This window comes from Corallococcus sp. RDP092CA, assembly GCF_041903675.1.
GTDB lineage: Bacteria > Myxococcota > Myxococcia > Myxococcales > Myxococcaceae > Corallococcus.
In genome coordinates this window covers 80,846-98,127 of record NZ_JAYESI010000010.1, presented here as the reverse complement: position 1 = coordinate 98,127, position 17,282 = coordinate 80,846, and the positions used below count along the sequence as shown (strand labels likewise).

At 71.7% G+C, this 17,282-nt stretch carries 15 protein-coding genes; 7 read left to right on the top strand and 8 right to left on the bottom strand.

What is annotated here, in order from left to right:
* The first annotated feature begins 35 nt into the window (after nt 1–35).
* Together U8525_RS13670 and U8525_RS13665 are read left to right on the top strand one after the other, a co-directional pair.
* Nucleotides 36–1,661 (top strand): chromosome segregation protein SMC, encoded by a 1,626-nt coding sequence (locus tag U8525_RS13670; protein ID WP_374265588.1) that lies wholly within the window; start codon nt 36–38, stop codon nt 1,659–1,661.
* A gap of 42 nt (nt 1,662–1,703) precedes the next feature.
* Nucleotides 1,704–2,246, top strand: coding sequence for an FHA domain-containing protein (locus U8525_RS13665; RefSeq protein ID WP_374265586.1), 543 nt, complete (start codon nt 1,704–1,706; stop codon nt 2,244–2,246).
* A 70-nt stretch (nt 2,247–2,316) separates the two neighbouring features.
* On the opposite strand, the gene U8525_RS13660 is transcribed toward U8525_RS13665, so the two are convergent.
* From U8525_RS13660 to U8525_RS13645, 4 genes are all read right to left on the bottom strand, one after another.
* Nucleotides 2,317–3,357 carry an SPFH domain-containing protein gene (locus U8525_RS13660; RefSeq protein ID WP_374265584.1) on the bottom strand — a complete coding sequence of 347 codons (1,041 nt, stop codon included), beginning with the start codon at nt 3,355–3,357 and terminating at the stop codon, nt 2,317–2,319.
* A gap of 196 nt (nt 3,358–3,553) precedes the next feature.
* A complete protein-coding gene (locus U8525_RS13655) occupies nt 3,554–4,354 on the bottom strand; it encodes an ABC transporter permease subunit (RefSeq protein ID WP_374265582.1) in 801 nt (266 codons plus the stop codon).
* A gap of 3 nt (nt 4,355–4,357) precedes the next feature.
* A complete protein-coding gene (locus U8525_RS13650; RefSeq protein WP_374265580.1) occupies nt 4,358–5,317 on the bottom strand; it encodes an ABC transporter ATP-binding protein in 960 nt (319 codons plus the stop codon).
* Nucleotides 5,314–7,626, bottom strand: a complete 2,313-nt coding sequence (locus U8525_RS13645; RefSeq protein WP_374265578.1) for an ArnT family glycosyltransferase — start codon at nt 7,624–7,626, stop codon at nt 5,314–5,316. Before U8525_RS13645 ends, U8525_RS13650 begins: the two co-directional genes overlap by 4 nt.
* A 280-nt stretch (nt 7,627–7,906) precedes the next feature.
* Between U8525_RS13645 and U8525_RS13640 the strand changes: the two genes are divergently transcribed.
* Both U8525_RS13640 and U8525_RS13635 read left to right on the top strand, forming a co-directional pair.
* Complete coding sequence (locus U8525_RS13640) at nt 7,907–9,280, top strand: hypothetical protein (protein ID WP_374265576.1); 1,374 nt, start codon at nt 7,907–7,909, stop codon at nt 9,278–9,280.
* Nucleotides 9,281–9,287: 7 nt separating this feature from the next.
* On the top strand, nt 9,288–10,145 hold the full coding sequence (locus U8525_RS13635) for a hypothetical protein (RefSeq protein ID WP_374265574.1): 858 nt from the start codon (nt 9,288–9,290) through the stop codon (nt 10,143–10,145).
* Nucleotides 10,146–10,162: 17 nt separating this feature from the next.
* Here the strand turns inward: U8525_RS13635 and U8525_RS13630 are convergent, their stop codons facing one another.
* On the bottom strand, nt 10,163–11,596 hold the full coding sequence (locus U8525_RS13630) for a rhomboid family intramembrane serine protease (protein ID WP_374265572.1): 1,434 nt from the start codon (nt 11,594–11,596) through the stop codon (nt 10,163–10,165).
* Nucleotides 11,597–11,824: 228 nt separating this feature from the next.
* Between U8525_RS13630 and U8525_RS13625 the strand changes: the two genes are divergently transcribed.
* Together U8525_RS13625 and U8525_RS13620 are read left to right on the top strand one after the other, a co-directional pair.
* The gene (locus U8525_RS13625) at nt 11,825–13,678 is read left to right on the top strand and encodes an FHA domain-containing protein (protein WP_374265570.1); all 1,854 of its coding nucleotides are present in this window, start codon (nt 11,825–11,827) and stop codon (nt 13,676–13,678) included.
* A gap of 69 nt (nt 13,679–13,747) precedes the next feature.
* On the top strand, nt 13,748–14,341 hold the full coding sequence (locus U8525_RS13620; RefSeq protein ID WP_374265568.1) for a response regulator: 594 nt from the start codon (nt 13,748–13,750) through the stop codon (nt 14,339–14,341).
* Here the strand turns inward: U8525_RS13620 and U8525_RS13615 are convergent.
* The 3 genes from U8525_RS13615 to U8525_RS13605 are packed head-to-tail and all read right to left on the bottom strand — an operon-like array spanning nt 14,338 to nt 16,756.
* Nucleotides 14,338–15,102, bottom strand: coding sequence for an enoyl-CoA hydratase/isomerase family protein (locus U8525_RS13615; RefSeq protein WP_374265566.1), 765 nt, complete (start codon nt 15,100–15,102; stop codon nt 14,338–14,340). The genes U8525_RS13620 and U8525_RS13615 overlap by 4 nt on opposite strands.
* A 39-nt stretch (nt 15,103–15,141) precedes the next feature.
* Nucleotides 15,142–15,354, bottom strand: a complete 213-nt coding sequence (locus tag U8525_RS13610; protein WP_374265564.1) for an acetyl-CoA carboxylase biotin carboxyl carrier protein subunit — start codon at nt 15,352–15,354, stop codon at nt 15,142–15,144.
* A 52-nt stretch (nt 15,355–15,406) separates the two neighbouring features.
* Nucleotides 15,407–16,756: an acetyl/propionyl/methylcrotonyl-CoA carboxylase subunit alpha gene (locus tag U8525_RS13605; protein ID WP_374265562.1), complete on the bottom strand. Its 1,350-nt coding sequence runs from the start codon at nt 16,754–16,756 to the stop codon at nt 15,407–15,409.
* A 173-nt stretch (nt 16,757–16,929) separates the two neighbouring features.
* Here U8525_RS13605 and U8525_RS13600 point away from each other — a divergent pair, with 173 nt between their 5' ends.
* Nucleotides 16,930–17,274, top strand: a complete 345-nt coding sequence (locus U8525_RS13600; RefSeq protein ID WP_374265560.1) for a hypothetical protein — start codon at nt 16,930–16,932, stop codon at nt 17,272–17,274.
* The last annotated feature ends 8 nt before the right edge of the window (nt 17,275–17,282 follow it).

The following is a 17,282-nucleotide window of genomic DNA, read 5'->3' as shown; positions in this document are numbered from 1 at the left end:
CGGTGGTGGCCCCCCCTCCCAGCGAGGAAGAACTGTTGACCGGAGAGGTGAAGGCCCTGTCCGCGGAGGCCGCCCTCCTCCTGGAGGAGCAGCACCGGCTCGTGTGGGACTACTGGACGGAAGGCAAGGCGGTGGACATCGCCGCGACCTACAGCGGCAAGCAGGCGCTCTTCAGCCTGGAGAACCTGCGCCGCATCGACCGGCTCCGGCACCTGACGAAGGACCCGCGCGAGCTGCGCGCCCTCACCGCGCTCCACGGCCACTTCGCCGGCGAGCTCCTGGCGCGCGAGCTGGCCGAGCACAACGACGCCTCCGCCAACCTGGAGGCGTCACTCAAGCTGAACGTGGACGGGCGCGAGGTGCGCTACCACGACCTGGAGCGGCTGCTCGCCAACGAGAAGAGCGCCCTCAAGCGCAAGGCGCTCTACGCGGCGGCCACGCCCGCGCTCGCCCGCCTCAACCAGACGCTGCTGCGCCGCGAGGCGCGCACCAACGAGCTGGTGGAGCAGATGGGCTTCGAGTCCTACGAGGCCTTCGGCAGCGAGCTCCGGCAGGCGGACCTGGAGCGGCTGGCGCAGCTGGCGGAGGAGGTCCTCCAGGCCACCCAGGAGCCGTACCGGCTGGTGATGGAGCGGCTCGCCCAGCGCGAGCTGGGGCTGCCCTTCGCGCAGCTCACGCGCGCGGACATCCCGCGCCTGTTCCGCTCGCGCGAGGTGGAGGACGCGTTCCCCAAGGGCGAGTCGCTGGCGAAGGCGCAGGCCACGGTGGCGGGGCTGGGCATCGACCTGAGCGCGCTGCCCAACGTGAAGGTGGACGCGCGCGACCTGCCGCAGAAGAACCCGCGCCCGCTGGCCCTGGCGGTGAAGGTGCCGTCCGACGTGCGGCTGTCCTTCAAGCCGGGCACGGGCGTGCTGCACCAGGGCCGCGTGCTGCATGAGGTGGGGCACCTCCTGCACGCGGCCTTCACCCAGGAGCCCCGCTTCGAGCTGGCGCGGCTGGGCAACCCCACCGTGGGCGAGGCGTACTCGGCGCTCTTCGAGGACCTGCTGGAGGACCCGGTGTGGCTGGAGGAGAACGCGGGCGTGCTGGGGGACGCGGACAAGCGCGCCCAGTACCTGGCGACCTCCAGCGCGCACAAGCTGTACCTCATCCGCCACGCGGCGGGCCGGCTGCTGTACCAGCTGGAGCTGCACCGCCGCACGGACGTGGATCCGCGCGAGCTGTACCGCGCGCTGATGGCGCGCACCGGCGCCATGCCCATGACCGCGGACGACGTGGAGCGCTACCTCGTGGACCAGGAGGACTTCTACCAGTCCGCCGACAGCTTCCGGGCGTGGTTCCTGGCGGGCCAGCTCCAGGGGCAGCTGAAGGCGCGCTTCGGCCCGGCGTGGTGGCACGCGCCGGAGGCGGGCGCGTTCCTCAAGGAGCTCTGGGCCCGCGGCACCGCGGCCTCCGCGCGCGAGGTGACGCAGGCCCTTGGCGAGAACGGCCTCGCGCCGGACGTGCTGCTCCTGCGGCTGGGCACCACGCTGCAGGTGCCCATGAAGCTGGACCTGCGCAGGCTGGACGACACGCCCGCCCCTCCGCCCACGTCCCCGGGTCCGGCGCCGACCTCCGTGCCCCAGATGCCCCGCGCCCAGGCCGCGCCACTCGCCTCCTAGGCCCCTTTCCGTTCCCACCCGTTGCACGTAGGGTCCAGCGCCATGGTGTCCGTGAAACAGCTCCGCCCCTTCGCGAGCGCCTCGCTGGAGTCCTTCCGGGCCGCGTCCGGCGCCGTCGCCCTCATCCAGCAGCCCGTGGAGGCCGCCTTCCGCGCCGTCGTCGCCCCGGCCATGGTGGGCATGCGCACGGTGGGGATGGCGCACCGCTCGCGCATGGAGGAGCGGCTGCTCGCCATGCTGCGCGACTTCGACAACCTGGAGGTCCACTTCCTCCAGCCGAACCAGGACGGCGAGGAGTTCACCGTGGGCCGCACCGACGCGTGCGACCTCATGGTGCCGGAGCCCTCCGTCTCCCAGCACCACGCCACCCTGCGCTGGAACGCGGACGCCGGGGACTTCTCCGTGCGCGACGCCCAGTCCATGAACGGCACCTTCATCAACGGCGCGCCCCTGGCCTTCAAGGCCCAGGTGATGCTCCACGACGGCGCCACGCTGGCCTTCGGCGACGTGCAGTTCCTCTACCTGCGCGCGGAGACGCTGCACGAGCAGCTGCGCCTCGCCGTGCCGGGCACGTCCGCCCCCTGAAACGCGCGAAGGCCCCGCCTCCCACGGCCGGGAGACAGGGCCCTCATGCTTCAGCGCGCCAGCGGCGGGGCTACAGCAGCTTCATCAGCTCCGCGCGCTTGGCGTTGTACTCCTCGTCGGAGAGCACGCCCGCGTCCTTGAGCTCCTTGAGCTCCTTGAGCCGCTGCGCCGGGCTGCGCGTGTCCGCGGCGGGGGCCGCCTGCGCGGGCTCCGCGGGGCGCTGCTGCTGATTCTGCTGGTTGGCGAACATCTGCGCCATGCCGAACCCCATGCCCATGCCCATGCCCTGCATGGCGCCGTCGGAGCCGCCACCGCCCTTGGCCATGCCCTCGGACGCGCCGAGCATCGCCTGGCCCTGCGCGTACTGCTGGAAGCCGCCCGCCAGCCGCGAGTACGCCACGTCCTTGGACAGCTTCTTCAGCGTGACCTCGTCCTCGGGCTTGATGCTGACGACGAAGTTGCCCATGCGGACGATGGTGAGGCCGTAGGAGTCCACGTGCGGCTTCAGGCCGGCGAGGATCTCCTGCTCCATCTCCTCCACGTAGGCGCCGCTCGTGACGTCCAGCAGCGGCCACTTCTTCTTCACCAGCAGCTCTGCGGTGCGGTCGCGCGTCACCTTGAGCACCTGGCCCTTGAACCAGCCCAGGAACTCCTCGTTGGAGGCGCGGCCCATGCCCACGAGGCCCACGACCAGCTTCTCCGGCTCCGTCACGCGGATGGAGAAGTCGCCGTACACCATGGTGCCGATGCCCAGGCCCGTCTCCGGGTCGCGCACGTCACCGATGGGGCCGCCGAACTTCACGCCCGTGTGCTCGCGGTTGGAGACGAAGAAGATCTCCGCCATGAACATGTTGCCGCCGGTGAAGCCCTCCAGCAGGCGCGACAGGAACGGGATGTTGTTGGTGTCCAGCGTGTGGCGGCCGGGCCCCAGCTTCCCCTCCACCTTGCCGTCCTTGACGAACAGGGCCACCTCATCCGCGTCCACGGTGAGCTGCGTCTTCATCCGGACGTTCTTCTCCGGATACTTGTAGACGATCTCGCCCTTCGCGCTGTCCGCGCGGGCGATGAAGTTCCGCTGCGCCTCGCCCTTGATGCTGTCGAAGATCCCCATGTCTGTTTCAGCGCCTCCGTGGCCGCGTGGGCGGCAGGTCTTCAAAGCTCCGTGAATCCAACCCCTAAATGCGGGGCCGCCGGCGCGAAAGCGCCACCGCGCCTTCCCCGGCCTTCCGTCGGGAACATACCAGCTTCACGGCCGCCTGCCCGTCCGGCCGTCCCCCTGGCAGTCCAGTCTCCAACCCGCCAGTGACTCAACCCCAGCGGCTGACCAGACGTTCCCGATCCAGGAGGCGGATGCTGGCGGCCAGGAGGATGAAGTCCAGCACCAGCACCACGGCGCCCTGGATGGCGTAGTACCCCAGGCCCGCCTTGAGCACGCCGGCCACCTGGCCGCCCACCAGCCCGACGAGCGGCAGCACCACCAGCGCGGACAGCTGCTGCGCCATGCGGGCCTCGCTCACCCGGGCTGAGATCAGCACCGCCACGCCGTTGCCGAAGAAGGCGAACAGCGGCGCGAGCACGAACACGCCGAAGCCCCACAGCGCGTCCGGCATCAGCGGCGCGCCCACGAGCGGCCAGGCCACCCAGTCCACGCCGACGCAGAACAGCACGAAGGCGCCCCAGGTGAGCACCACCGCGGGCACCAGCGCGGCCAGGCACTTGCCCGCCACCAGCTCCGCCGCGGACACGGGCGAGGCCAGCAGCGGCTCCAGCGTCCGGCGCTCCTTCTCCCCCGCCACGCTCTGCGACGCGACGAGGATGGGGATGAAGACGGGCATCACCAGGAACATGCCGAACCAGTCGGTGAGCGACTTGTCGATGAGGAAGCGCGCCGCGCTCGCGCCCAGCGGCAGCGTGGGGTCGTAGAAGAGCGCCACCGTGCGCAGGTCCGCGTGGTCCGGCTGCCGGACGTAGGTCCACACCACGCCGATGGGCACCGTCACCATCACCAGCGGCAGCACCGCCATGGACACGAGCAGGCCCACGTTCTTGCGCAGGTCCAGCAGGTCCTTCCAGAACACCGCCAACGCGCGTCGCGGCCGGAAGGCCATTGCTCACGTCCCCTCTTCCCGCAGCAGGTCCAGGTACACCTCTTCCAGCGGCCGCTGCGCGGGCACCACGCCGTGCACGCGCGCGCCCGCGCCCACCAGGCACGCCACCACGTCCGGCGCCTGCGCCTCGTCCGCGAGCATCACGCGCAGGCGCCCGCCCTCCGCCAGCACGTTGGGCGCGAAGGGCAGCGCCGCCAGCGCGGGGAGGAAGCCCTGCGCGTCGCCCTCCACGCGCACGTCCAGCGCCTGTCCCGCGCGGCGCAGCTCGCGCACCGGGCCCAGCGCCAGCAGGCGGCGGCGCACCACGGCCACGCGCTCGCACAGCCGCTCCACCTCCGCCAGGTTGTGCGAGCACAGGACGATGGTGCGCCCCTCGGAGGCCAGCTCCGCCACCGCGTCGCGCACGGTGCGCGCGGACTCCGGGTCCAGGCCGCTGGTGGGCTCGTCCAGGAAGATGACGCGCGGGTCGTGCACCAGCGTGCGCACGATGGCCAGCTTCTGGCGCATGCCCTTGCTGAAGCCGCCGCACGGGTCGTCCTCGCGGCCGCCCAGCCCGAAGCGGTCGAGGTAGTGCTTCGCGCGGGGCCACGCGGTGGACTCGTCCAGTTCGTGCAGCTTGATGAAGAAGCGCAGGTTCTCCCGCGCGGTGAGCCGGTCGTAGAGCCCGGGCTGCTCGGTGAGCAGGCCCACCACCTTGCGCAGCGACTCGCCGTCGTGGGTGACGGAGTGGCCCCACACCTCCGCGTCGCCCGCGGAGGGCCTGAGCAGCCCCGTCAGCATGCGCACCGTCGTCGTCTTGCCCGCGCCGTTGGGGCCCAGGAGGCCGAACACCTCGCCGGGCCGCACGTCGAAGGTGAGGTCCTCCACGGCGGTGCGCTCGCCAAAGCGCTTCGCCAGCCCGCGCACGCGCAGGCCCCCCTCCACGGGGGCCTCCACGCGGGGGGGAGGGACGAAGATGCTCACTCGATGGTCACCAGGACGAACTTGTTGTTGATGTCCCGGTCGATGAGGGTGACGGTCTTGTCGGCCCCCACCGCGTTGCGCAGCAGGTTCACGCGGTTGTGCTCCACCAGGGCCCACTCACGGCCGGGCCGCGACACGTAGTTGCGCATGCGCGTGTTGGCGTCGTTGGCGCGGAACTGCTCCACCGTGTTGCGCGAGTAGAACGTCTCCCCGCGCCAGTTCATCATGTACGCGGCGATGGGCTCGCCCGGCTTGCGCTGGGCGTAGTAGCGCCAGAACAGGTCGCGCTGCGTCCAGTGGTGGGACAGGTCCACCCAGTGGCCCCAGTTGAACCAGAGCGCGAACGCCGCGGCCAGCCCCCAGAAGGTGCTGAACAGCAGCACGCGCGAGCGCTGTAGCGCGGCCACCGCCGCCAGCACGCCGGCCACGCCGAACGCGAAGCCCAGGGCCACCTTCACGTTGATGGTGCCGGACAGGGCCTTGAACAGCGCGTCCGACGCGGGCGGCCCCCTGAAGCCGCGCACCGCCAGCGCCACGCCCACCAGCGCCAGGCCGAAGCCCACCGCCTGGAGCACCGTGCGCCCCGGCGCCTCCTCCGGCCGCGACGCCTGCCAGAGGAGGAAGGCCGCCACGGTCAGCAGCGCCACGCCCCACAGCCCCATCGCGGACACCTGCCCCTGCGACGTCACCGCGGCCAGCGTGGCCCCGCCGGTGAGCAGGAGGCCCAGCGCGAAGGCGCGTCCGGCGGCCGGGCGCTCCCCCTTCGCCTTGGAGGAGAACGCGTCGAAGGCCAGGTACACGCCGAAGGCCAGCAGCACCAGCGTCACCAGGTCGCCCATCCACAGCGGGCGCGAGGAGAAGAACGCGATGGGCTTGGTGACCAGCTCCTGCGGATAGGGCCGGTCGTAGTTGTAGACGAACAGGTCGGTGAAGTCCTTGGGGTTCTCCGCCAGGTCCTTGCCCACCAGGATGAAGAGCACCAGGCCGAAGATGAGGCTCACGGCGTGCTCGGAGACGCCGTCCTTCCACAGCCGGTCCACGAACAGCGCGATGAGGATGGCCAGGCCCGGCAGGATGGGGAACACGTAGTGGTGGAACTTCGTGGCGCTGGAGGCCAGCAGGTAGAACGCGAACGCCACCCACAGCACCGCGATGAGCGCCAGGTGGTCCGCCTTGTCCCGCGAGCGCAGCTTGAGGCGCGACACGACCGCGAACGCGCCGGGCAGCAGCGCCACCCAGGGGAAGATGGCGAAGCCGCCCTGCTCGATGAAGTAGGTGAACGACCCGCCCGGCGTGGTGGTGTGCACGCCCGAGGTGAGGCGGTTCAGGTGGTCGTGGATGAAGAAGCGGTACCAGAACAGCTTGCCCTCGTCGTCCACGCCGTCGAAGAGCACCAGCGTCAGGTACCAGGGCACCGCCACCGCCGCGAACACGAGGATGCCCGTGCCCAGCTTCATCCGGTACATCTGCGCCCACAGCACCGGCATGGCCCGCGTGCCCGCGCGCACCTGGGCGCGGACCTCGCCGCTGGCCAGCCAGCGCAGGTGGGCCTCCAGGCTCTCGCGGCTCCACGGGATGACGGCGGCGACCGCGTACAGCACCAGGATGACCGCGGGCAGGCCCACGCCCAGCAGGCCCTTGGCCAGCGTGGCCAGGCCCGCGAAGACGTAGAACGCGTACCACCAGCCGGCGCGGTGCTTCGTGGTGTCATCCAGCTGCGCGATGAGCGCGCACGCCATGGCGCACACGAACGTGGTGACGAAGGGCGTGTCGGTGACGGTCTGCCGGGTGAGCAGGAAGTACAGCGGCATGGTGGCCAGCACGAAGCCGGTGGCCAGGCCCGCGCGCATGTTCACCACCCGCGCCACCGCCAGCGACAGCAGCGCCACGGCGGTGATGCTCAGGAGGGCGAAGGGCATGCGCATGCCCCACTCCGTGTAGAGCCCCATGGCGCCGTCGCCCCTGAGCGCGCCGACGAGGTTCATCCCCAGCGCCTGCATCCACATGGTGAGCGGCGGCTTGGAGAAGAACCACGCGTTCTCCCAGAAGGGATAGACGTAGTCGCCGCGCTGGATCATCTGCCGGCCCACCTCGCCGTAGTGGGTCTCCCAGGGGTCCCACAGGCCGACCGCGCCCAGGTAGGGCACGAAGAGCAGCGCCGCGAAGCCCGCGGTCGCCAGGACCACGCGCGCGCTGAAGGACAGGGCCAGCCACCGCTTCGCCCAGGAAGACGTCAGGGTGTCCTCACCGAGGATGGCCCGGGTGAAGGTGGATTCCCCCTGCGGGTTCTTTTCGCCGTCGCTTGCCACGCGCGCGTGCTCCTTCGTCGTCTGGGACGGGCCACCGTGCACCCCATGGGGCCGGGGGGCTTATACCCCCGCGACTCCCGCCGGTCGACCGACCTGGAAGGGGGTGCGTCGTTCTCGCGCCACCCGCGTGCACAGGGGCTGTGCAGGCGCCTGCACAGCCGCACGGGCAAGTCCGCGAAAGCCCGTCCTCCGGCCAGGGGCACGGGCCTTGTAATGGCCCCCCGTCACCAGGCCTGAGCGCGTGGCCGGAACGCGCGAGGCCGCTCGACGAGGAGCAGTGATGCTGGTTTCAGCGGTGACCCTGGGCTGTGCCCTCCTGCTGGGGCAGGTGGAGGCGCCGGAGGCGACGGCGCCGCGGGCTCCGGACGAGGCGCCGGTGGCGACGGCGCCGCGGGCTCCGGACGAGGCGCCGGTGGCGACGGCGCCGCGGGCTCCGGACGAGGCGCCGGTGGAGACAACACCGGCCGCCACGCCCGAGCCGCCTCCGGAGCCGGAGCCGTGGGACTTCCAGATGCCCGTCCCGGACGCGTCGTCTCCCCAGCAGCCGCATGACGGGCGGGTGCGGTGCCTCGCCCTGCCGCCCACGCCCGCCGTGCCTTCGGGAGCGTGGCGCGCCAGCTGCGACGACGCGAGGAAGGAGTGCTGGGTGTCGCCCGCGTATGAGCTGGACGCGGAGGGCCACGAGAGCGACCAGCCCCTGCAACGGGTGAACGCGTGCGTGCCGCTGCGGATGCCCCCGGAGCTGGCGCGCGAGTACCGCCTGGTGCCCGCCATCGCGGAGGCGCCGCCGGGCTGGTACCGCGACGCGCGCGGGCGGGTGCTCCAGTACAACTTCGACCTGCACCGGCGCGTCTACGCGGGCGGGGCCTGGGCGCCGCGCTGGCTGCGCGCGCCGGACCGCCTGGACGAGCGCGTGCGGGTGGACTTCGGCGTGGACCTGGAGTGGCCAGGGGACTCGGACCGGCTGCACCGGATGACGCTGCTGGACACGGAGCTGTACCTGGGCGACGCGGCCTCCTACGAGGCCACGCTCCTGCGCTACGACTTCCGCAGCCAGAATGCCGCGCCGCTCTTCCGGGTGACGACGTTCTACGGCCGCCCTCGCCGCCTGGACATCCACGCCAACCTGGGCTTCTGGATGGAGGTGCTCCACGGCGAGCAGGTGCGCCGCGAGGACGCGCACGCGGACTTCCTCTCCGTGGCCGCGACGCACGCGACGCTGGACCTGTGGCACTCGAGCGACCTCGTGTCCTACGTGCGCCTGCGCGCCGGCCCCGCCGTGGAGCGCGACCGGACGAACGGCTTCTTCACGCTCGTCCCGGCGGCGGCGCTGGAGGGAGACCTCACGCTGGACCGGGACGGCTTCCACCACGTGCGCTTCGGCGCGGAGGCCCAGAAGGTGCTGCTCGCGGAGGCTGTGGAGGGCCGGCCCCTGCGCCCGGAGCGGCTGCGGCTGCGCGCGGGCTACGAGGTCATCGTCCTGGCCATCAACGACCAGCCCGTGAGCCTGACGCTGGATGGACGCGGGACGTGGCGCGACGACGTGGCGAGCGTGCCCGCCGGCTGGGAGTGGTCCGCGCAGGCGGGCCTGCGCTTCTCGATGTGGGCCCCCGCGAGGAGGTCCGCGCCGGTGTCCTCGCCGGAGAAGGGCTAGGTCCGGGATGGTGGCGCTCGCGCTGGCCTTGCTCCTGGGCACCGGGCCCGGCCTGTCCTGCCAGGGCCGGACGGACGCCGGGGAGCCGTTCCCCACCTGCTTCGACCCCGGCACCGGCTGGGTGCTGGGCACCCAGTTGCGCGTGCAGGACGGCGACGAGGCCCTCGTCGTTCGCACGGGGCTCCTCGTCCGCGCGGCGCGCTCGAGCGGCAGCAAGGCGGACTCGCGGTGGTTCGACTCGCACCGGCTGCTCGTGACGGAGGCGTGGGGTGGCGCGCGGAAGGGGCTGACCTTCACCGCGTATGACGGCCTGTTGCGCAGGCACGTGGAGGAAGGAGCGATCCTCGTGTCCATCGGCCGGCCCCGGCGCATCCCCTTCCCGTTCGACGTGGCCCTCGCCGCGCGCGCGGCGCACCTGGAGCGGCGCGGCTGGGAGGGCCGGGGCTGGACGCTGGAGACGGGCCGCGTGGGGCTGCTGCTGGATCCGCTCCGCACGAACACCGAGTGGGGCTGGCTGGCCGTGGGCCCCGCCGCGAGCCATGCGCTGCGACACACCCCGGACGGCACGCGGAACGAGGTGTCTCCCTTCACGTCCCTGCTGCTCGACGCGGGCTGGGAGACGCGCGATGGACGGTGGGCGCTGCGCGCGACGGGGCTCGCGGGCTGGAGCTTCGGCTTCGACGGCGGCGCCTGGTTCCGGGCCCGGGGCGAGGTCGCGCTGGAGCACGTGGTCCTCGCCGTCAACGACGCGCCGGTGTTCGTGCGGCTCACGGCCACGGGCGCGCGGAGCGACGCGGGCCTCTTCCGGCGAGACGAGGGGATGCTGGGCGTGGGGCTCGCGGTGCGCCCGTTCGGCGAGCGCTGAACGCCGCGCCCGTCCGGCTACGGCCCTGGCGCCTCGACCGCCGCCTTCAGGGCCCCCTCGGCCGCGCGCAGCCGCGCGTCCCGAGGATCCACGCGGCGGGCCTCCTCCAGGCGCAGCAGGGCCTCCGAGGCGTCCCCCCGCGCCAGCGCGCAGCGCACGCCGGCCTCCAGCGCGCCCACGTCGGACGGCCCGTACACCCGGGCCTCCGCCGCCGCGTGACAGCCCGCCTCCACCTGCCCGGACTCGAAGTACGCGCGAGCCAGCTCCACGCGCGTGTCCACCTGCGTCGGCCCCAGCCGCACCGCCGACGCCAGGGGCTCCACCGCGTCCGCCGGCAGCCCCCAGCGACGCAGGGCATGGCCCAGGTCCCGCAGCGGTCCCGCCACGCCCGGCACCAGCAGCGCCCGGGCCCGGGCGACCCGCAGGCTCCCGGGCTCGTCGAAGCGCACGTCCGCCGTCATCCGCTCCACCACCCGCGCGTAGGCCGGATAGGCCCTGGGCCAGGTGAAGACGAGCCGGTACACCCACTCGCCGCGCGGCACGAACCACGCCACCAGGTGCGTCTGCCCGCTCGCCCCGTCCAGCTCCGCGCGGATCCGCTGGGCGGGCCGCCCTCCCAGCGACGCGGGCTCCACGGCCCCCACGGACACCGTGCGCCCCTCCGGCCCCGCCCGGCCCGGCACCAGCGACTCGGCCAGGAAGTGCCGTGCCTGCGCGGAGCCGTCCCCGGGCTCACCCGCCTCGATGGCCTCCGCCGTGAGCGTGGCCCGCCCCAGCCCCCTCAGCCCGTTGGAGAAGGCCCGCCGGCCCTGGCCGTCCTCCTCCCGGTGCCACCCGTCCGGCAGCGACACCGAGACGCCGAAGCCGTCGTCGCGCTCCACCCGCCACTGCGAGCGCTCCGCCACCACCACCGCCGCCCCCAGCACCGCCAGCCCCACCAGCGCCGCCGCCCGCGCCAGCCCCGCCCCCCACGCCCGCGACCACAAGAGGACGCCCACGAGCAGCCCCGCCAGCAGCCCTCCCAGGTGCCCCGCGTTGTCCACGCCCACGCTCGTCCAGCCGAGCCACAGGAAGACGAGCACCGTGGGCAGGGCGTTCTCCCCGGAAAACCAGCGGAAGCGCTCCCCCGGCCCGCTCCGGGCGCGCCGCCCCAGCACCAGCAGCGCCCCCACGCATCCAAACACCCACCCCGAGGCACCCACGCTCACCGTCGGCGACCACCAGAGCGAGCCCGTCATCGTCGCCAGGCCCGACACGGCGAGCAGCGCCACGTAGTCCCACCACCGACACGCCCGCTCCACGGCGGAGCCCACCCCCGCGAACACCAGCAGGTTGAGGCCCAGGTGCAGGGCGTCCCGGTGCAGGAGGTTGGCCGTGAGCAGCCGCCAGCCCTGCCCCGCGTCCGTCACCAAGGGGCCCGACTTGGCGCCCCAGTGGATCAGCGCGTCCACGCCGGGCGGCCCTCCAGACGCCACGAACGTGTACAGAATGGCCTGCGCCGCGATCAGCGCTATCGTGAGCCCCGGTATCCTGCGCTCCCTCCCCTTTCCGGCCAATCGACCGATGGACAACAGTGCCTCCCTGACCCTGGGATGGGCGAAAAACCCTGTTGTTCTCGGGGGATACATGGCTTGTCTCGGCAAAGGGCATTCTGCTATAGCTGTACTCGGACCGGACCCGTGCTGAAGCTCATCATCGAAGACGACGAGGGGCGCAAGACCGTTGTTCCCTTCGTGCGCGACGAAATCACCATTGGCCGTCAGGAGGGGAACACCATCCGCCTGACCGAGCGGAACGTGTCACGTCGACACGCCCGGCTGGTGCGCCTCAATGGGCACGTCGTGCTCGAAGACCTGGGGAGCTACAACGGCACCCGGATCAACGGCGAACGCGTCGCAGGCCAGCTCCCTCTGAAGGAGGGCGACCTCATCCAGATCGGCGACTACGATCTGGCGTTGCAGGTCGAGGGCGGGGCCAACGCCGCCCCCACTGGCGCCATCACCGCCAAGGTGCCCGCCTCCCGCCGGCCGGAGCCGGAGCCGGAGGAGGATGACGACGTCGAGAGCGGCCCGCCGCCTCGCGACACCAGGGTGGACGGCGAGGACGACGCGGAGGACGAGGACTCCGGCGACGAGCACGACCACACGCCCGTGTCCGCGGACGCCCGCCGCAACGCCACGTCCATCATCCGCATGGACCAGATGGAGGCGGAGCGCCCCCGGCGCGTGGAGCGCGTGCCAGAGGACGAGCAGCCCCGGCTGGTGGTGCTCGCCCCCAACGAGTTCAAGGGCCTGGAGTTCGACTGCAACCGCACGGAGCTGCGGATCGGCCGCACGTCGGAGAACGACGTGGCCCTGGATCACCGCTCGCTGTCCCGCACGCACGCGAAGGTCGTGCGCGAGGAGACGGGCGAGTGGCGCGTCATCGACATGCAGTCGGCGAACGGGATGACGGTCAACGGTGAGAGCTACGCCCAGGCGACGCTCGCGCACGGCGACATCATCGAGATGGGCCACGTGAAGCTGCGCTTCGTGGGGCCGGGCTCGCTGGAAGAGGACATCGCGGCGCAGGAGCGCTCCGGGTCCAAGAAGATGTGGGTGGCCGCGGTGATCGCGTTCGTGTCCATTGGCGCGGGCGCGGCGCTCTTCGTGGTGAAGGGCCAGGACCTGCTGCCCAAGCCCCCGGACACCTCGCCTCCCGTGGTCGCCGCGGATCCGCCGCAGTCGCCCCCGGAGGCACCGCCCGAGGCGAAACCTCCGGAGACGAAGCCCCCGGAGACCGTGGCCGCGAACCTGCCCGCAACGCCTGAGAAGCCCCCGGAGCCTCCGGCGGATCAGGCCTTCCTGGATGCGCTGCAGGGGGGCAAGTTGAACATCGCCGCCAGCGCGCTCGACGCGCTCCGCAAGTCCAAGGCACTGCCGGCACCGAAGCTCGAAGAGCTCCAGGCGCGGCTGGACAAGGAGAAGAAGGCGGAGAAGGACCTCAACGCGACCCGCAAGGCCCTCCTCAAGCCCAATGGAGCTGGTGTCGATGAGGCGACCAAGGTCTTCAGCGCCATCCCCGCGGACACGGTCTTCGCGAAGGAGCGCACGGAGCTGAGCGACCAGTTGGAAGCCGCGCAGGCGCAGGCCGCGCAGAACGCCCAGCTGCCGGAGCCGCCGCAGGAGATCGAAGCCGTCAGCGCTTCATCCAAGAAGCCTCCGCAATTGACCTCCGCCTACATGCAGAAGCAGAACGTGAAGCCGGCGGACATTCGTGGCGAGAAGCTCAGCGAAATCCAGGACGCTGTCCGCATCATGACCAGGGAGAACCCCAACGAAGCCCTGGCAATTGCCCAGGACTGCGCGTCGCTCGCTCCCAAGGTTCCCGAGTGCCACCTCATGCTGGGCGTGGTGCAAGCCACGCTCAAGGACTACAAAGCGAGTGAGCAGGCCTACAAGGAGTTCCTCTTGCTCACGTCCGAGGGCTATCCCAAGCGCGACCTGGTGATCAAAGCCTTGAGCAAGGTCCAAGCCGCGTCCCAGGCTCAATAATCCCCCGCCGCCAACAATGGCGAGTAGATCCCCGCAGCACTTCCCTCAACCCTGCAGCGAGGAGACGCTGTGCAGATTCGCATCCTGGTAGTTGATGACGAGCAGGACAACTGCGACTACCTCAAGCTGGTGCTGACCCGTGAAGGCTACGAGGTCATCACCACGACGGACCCCACGCAGACGGTGGACATCCTCCGTGGCTCCGACTTCCACCTCGTCATCCTCGACATGATGATGCCGCAGATGTCCGGCACTGAAGTCCTGGAGCAGATCCGCAAGTACGACACGGACATCGCGGTCATCGTCGCCACGGCCTATCCGACCGTGGACACGGCCGTCGCGTCGCTCAAGGCGCAGGCGTCCGACTATGTGAAGAAGCCCATGGAGCCGGAGCAGTTCACGGCCGCCGTGCGCAACGCGCTGCAGAAGAAGGGCCTGTCCCAGGACCCGGAGGCGGACCTGCACCGCGCCATCGGCCGCACCATCCGCGACGCGCGCAAGACGCAGGAGCTCACGCTCAAGCAGCTGGCCCGCCGCACCGGCCTGTCCGTGTCGCTGCTGTCCCAGATTGAGCGCGCGGAGTCCTCCGCGTCCATCTCGTCGCTCTACAAGATCGCCTCCGCGCTCCAGCTGCGCATGGGCGAGCTGTTCGGCGACACCTAGCGGCCAGTGAACCGGGGCGCGCGCTTCTCCAGGAAGGCCGCGCGCCCCTCCTTCGCGTCCTCGCTGCCAAAGGCGTCGCCGCGCACCTGACGCAGGTGCGCGACGTCCTCCGGGGACAGCCCGGAGCGCGCCAGCAGCCCGAACGCCTCCTTCATCCCCGACACCGCCTTGGGCGCCCCCGCGGCCAGCGTCGCGCACAGCGCCAGCGCGCGTCCCTCCGCGTCCTCGGGGCACTCCTCCAGCAGGCCCCACGCGAGCGCCTCCGCCGCCGGCAGCCGGCGCGCGGTGAGGAACAGCTGCTTGGCGCGCGCCAGCCCCACCAGCCGCACCGCCCGCGCCAGCCCCTCCGGCGAGTACACGATGCCCAGCCGGGCCGGAGGCATGAGGAAGAACGCGTCCGCGGCGCCCACGCGGAAGTCGCAGGCGGCCGCCAGGTCGAAGCCCGCGCCCACCGCGCCGCCCTGCACCAGCGCCACCGATGGCGCCGGGTGCCGCTCCAGCTTCAACAGGCACGCCACCAGCGGATCATCCGGCAGCCGCCCATCCGCGCCCGGCGGCCCCAGGTGCGTCAGGTCGTAACCGGCGCAGAAGTGCCCGCCCTGGCCACGCACCAGGAGCGCGCGCACATGGGCGGCCGGCTCCAGCGCCGCGTCCAGCCGGGCCAGCAACGCGTCGTTGAGCGCGTTGCGCCGCGACGGGTTGGAGACGGTGAGCACCCGGACTCCGCCCTCGCGATCCTCCACCTCCAGCGTGGGCTCCATCCCTGGCGTCGCTCCCCGTCCCGAGGGTGAAACCCGTGCCTACTCGAGCACCACGAGGACGTCGCCCTCGTTGACCGACTGCGCCTCCTTGCAGCGGATCTCCTTCACCGTGCCGCCTGACTCGGCCTCCACGGGCATCTCCATCTTCATGGACTCGAGGATGACGAGCGTCTGGCCGGCATCCACCTTGTCGCCGACCTTCACCTCGATCTTCCACACCGTGCCCGTGATGTGCGCCGCAACGTCCGCCATGAACCGTCCCTCCTCGGGTGGGAAACGAGCGCGGGGCCTCCCCCGCCGCCCTCTAAGGCTTCGCGTGATGATCCAGGAAGTGCGTGTCCAGCTCACCGGCGCTGAAGGCAGGGTCCTTCAGGATGCGCAGGTGGAGCGGGATGTTCGTCTTGATGCCTTCGATGCGGAAGGACTCCAGCGCCTTCACCGCGCGGGCAATGGCCTCGTCGCGCGTGGGGCCGGTGATGATGAGCTTGGCGATCATCGGGTCGTAGTTGGGCGTCACCACGTCCCCTTCCGCGTAGCCGGAGTCCAGGCGCACGCCCTCGCCCGTGGGCGGCTGGAACACCTTCAGCGGGCCGGGGGACGGGAAGTACTTCACCGGGTCCTCCGCGTAGATGCGGAACTCCAGCGCCGCGCCCTTCCGCTTCACGTCCTCCTGCTTCACCGTCAGCTTCTCGCCCGCGGCGATGCGCAGCTGCCAGCCGATGAGGTCCAGCCCCGTGGTCAGCTCCGTCACCGGGTGCTCCACCTGGAGCCGGGCGTTCATCTCGATGAAGTACACCTGCCCGTCGGAGTACAGGAACTCGACCGTGCCCGCGTTGGCGTAGCCGAACGCCTTGGCCGCCTCGACGGCCGCCGTGAAGAGCGTGTCCGCCAGCGCTGCGTTCCGCCCGTCGGCGAACAGCACCGACGGGGCCTCCTCCACCACCTTCTGGTGCCGGCGCTGGATGGAGCACTCGCGCTCCAGGCCGTGGATGAGGTGGCCGTGGGTGTCGCCGAGGATCTGGACCTCGATGTGGCGGGGCGCCGGGAAGTAGCGCTCCAGGTACACGCCCTCGCGGCCGAAGGCGGCCTTCGCCCGGTCCGTGCACTGGCGGTACACCTTCTCCAGCTCCGCGGGGTTGTTCGCCGCCGCCATGCCGATGCCGCCACCGCCGCTGGCGGCCTTGCACAGCACCGGGTAGCCGATGCGCTCCGCGGCCGCCAGGGCGCTCTGCACGTCCGGCAGCACGCCGTCGCTGCCCGGCACCACCGGCACGCCCGCGGCGGACACCCGCTTGCGCGCCTGGCTCTTGTCCTTCATCCGGGCCATGGCCTCCGGCGGCGGGCCCACGAAGGTGAGGCCCGCGTCCGCGCACGCCTGCGCGAACTCGCCGTTCTCCGACAGGAAGCCGTAGCCCGGGTGCACCGCCTGCGCGCCCGTCTTCTTCGCTGCCTCCAGGATGGCGGGGATGCTCAGGTAGCTGTCCTTCGCGGGCGCGGGGCCGATGCGCACGGCCTCGTCCGCCTCCTTCACGAAGGGGAGGCTCGCGTCCGCGTCCGAGTACACCGCCACCGTCTTCACGCCCATGCCCCGGGCCACCGCCCCGATGCGACGCGCGATTTCACCCCGGTTGGCGATGAGCAGCTTCTGGAACATGGCGGGCACCCTGGCGTGGCGAAGGGCGGCCAACCTAACCCCCACCCCCTTGACTGACAAGCGCTCGGGCGGGTGCGCAACAGGTCCGTACAGTCCCGTAAATTTGCGGCCTTGCGAGGCCCTGGCGTACCTTGCCCGACGTGAATCCTCCCTCGACAGGAACGCACAGCGTCGTGGACCTGCATGGTGCCCGTCGCGCCCGCCGTCTGGACTTGTACCGGAACCGGCTCCACCAGCGGCAGCAGGACACCCGCGCCAACCTGGTGACACTCTACGAGGGCGGCACCCTCTTCACGCCCGACGGCACGAAGGAGGGCCGCTCCCTGCTCAAGGCCCTGCAGCTGCTGCAGCGCGCCGGCACCCGCCTGGAGGAGCTGTCCGGCGACGGGCTGCTCCCGGCCCCCAGCGCGACGGAGCGCATCGACGCGCTCTACGACGAGGTGGACGGCCTGCTCACCCGGTGTGATCGCCTCACCGGCAAGGGCACGGCGAGCGTCGCCCGCCTCCCCCGCGGCTAGCGTCCCCG

Coding starts and splice junctions, on each gene's coding strand:
- U8525_RS13665 (WP_374265586.1), top strand. CDS start 1,704: ATGGTGTCCGTGAAACAGCTCCGCCCCTTCGCGAGCGCCTCGCTGGAG.
- U8525_RS13660 (WP_374265584.1), bottom strand. CDS start 3,357: ATGGGGATCTTCGACAGCATCAAGGGCGAGGCGCAGCGGAACTTCATC.
- U8525_RS13655 (WP_374265582.1), bottom strand. CDS start 4,354: ATGGCCTTCCGGCCGCGACGCGCGTTGGCGGTGTTCTGGAAGGACCTG.
- U8525_RS13640 (WP_374265576.1), top strand. CDS start 7,907: ATGCTGGTTTCAGCGGTGACCCTGGGCTGTGCCCTCCTGCTGGGGCAG.
- U8525_RS13635 (WP_374265574.1), top strand. CDS start 9,288: ATGGTGGCGCTCGCGCTGGCCTTGCTCCTGGGCACCGGGCCCGGCCTG.
- U8525_RS13615 (WP_374265566.1), bottom strand. CDS start 15,102: ATGGAGCCCACGCTGGAGGTGGAGGATCGCGAGGGCGGAGTCCGGGTG.
- U8525_RS13610 (WP_374265564.1), bottom strand. CDS start 15,354: ATGGCGGACGTTGCGGCGCACATCACGGGCACGGTGTGGAAGATCGAG.
- U8525_RS13605 (WP_374265562.1), bottom strand. CDS start 16,756: ATGTTCCAGAAGCTGCTCATCGCCAACCGGGGTGAAATCGCGCGTCGC.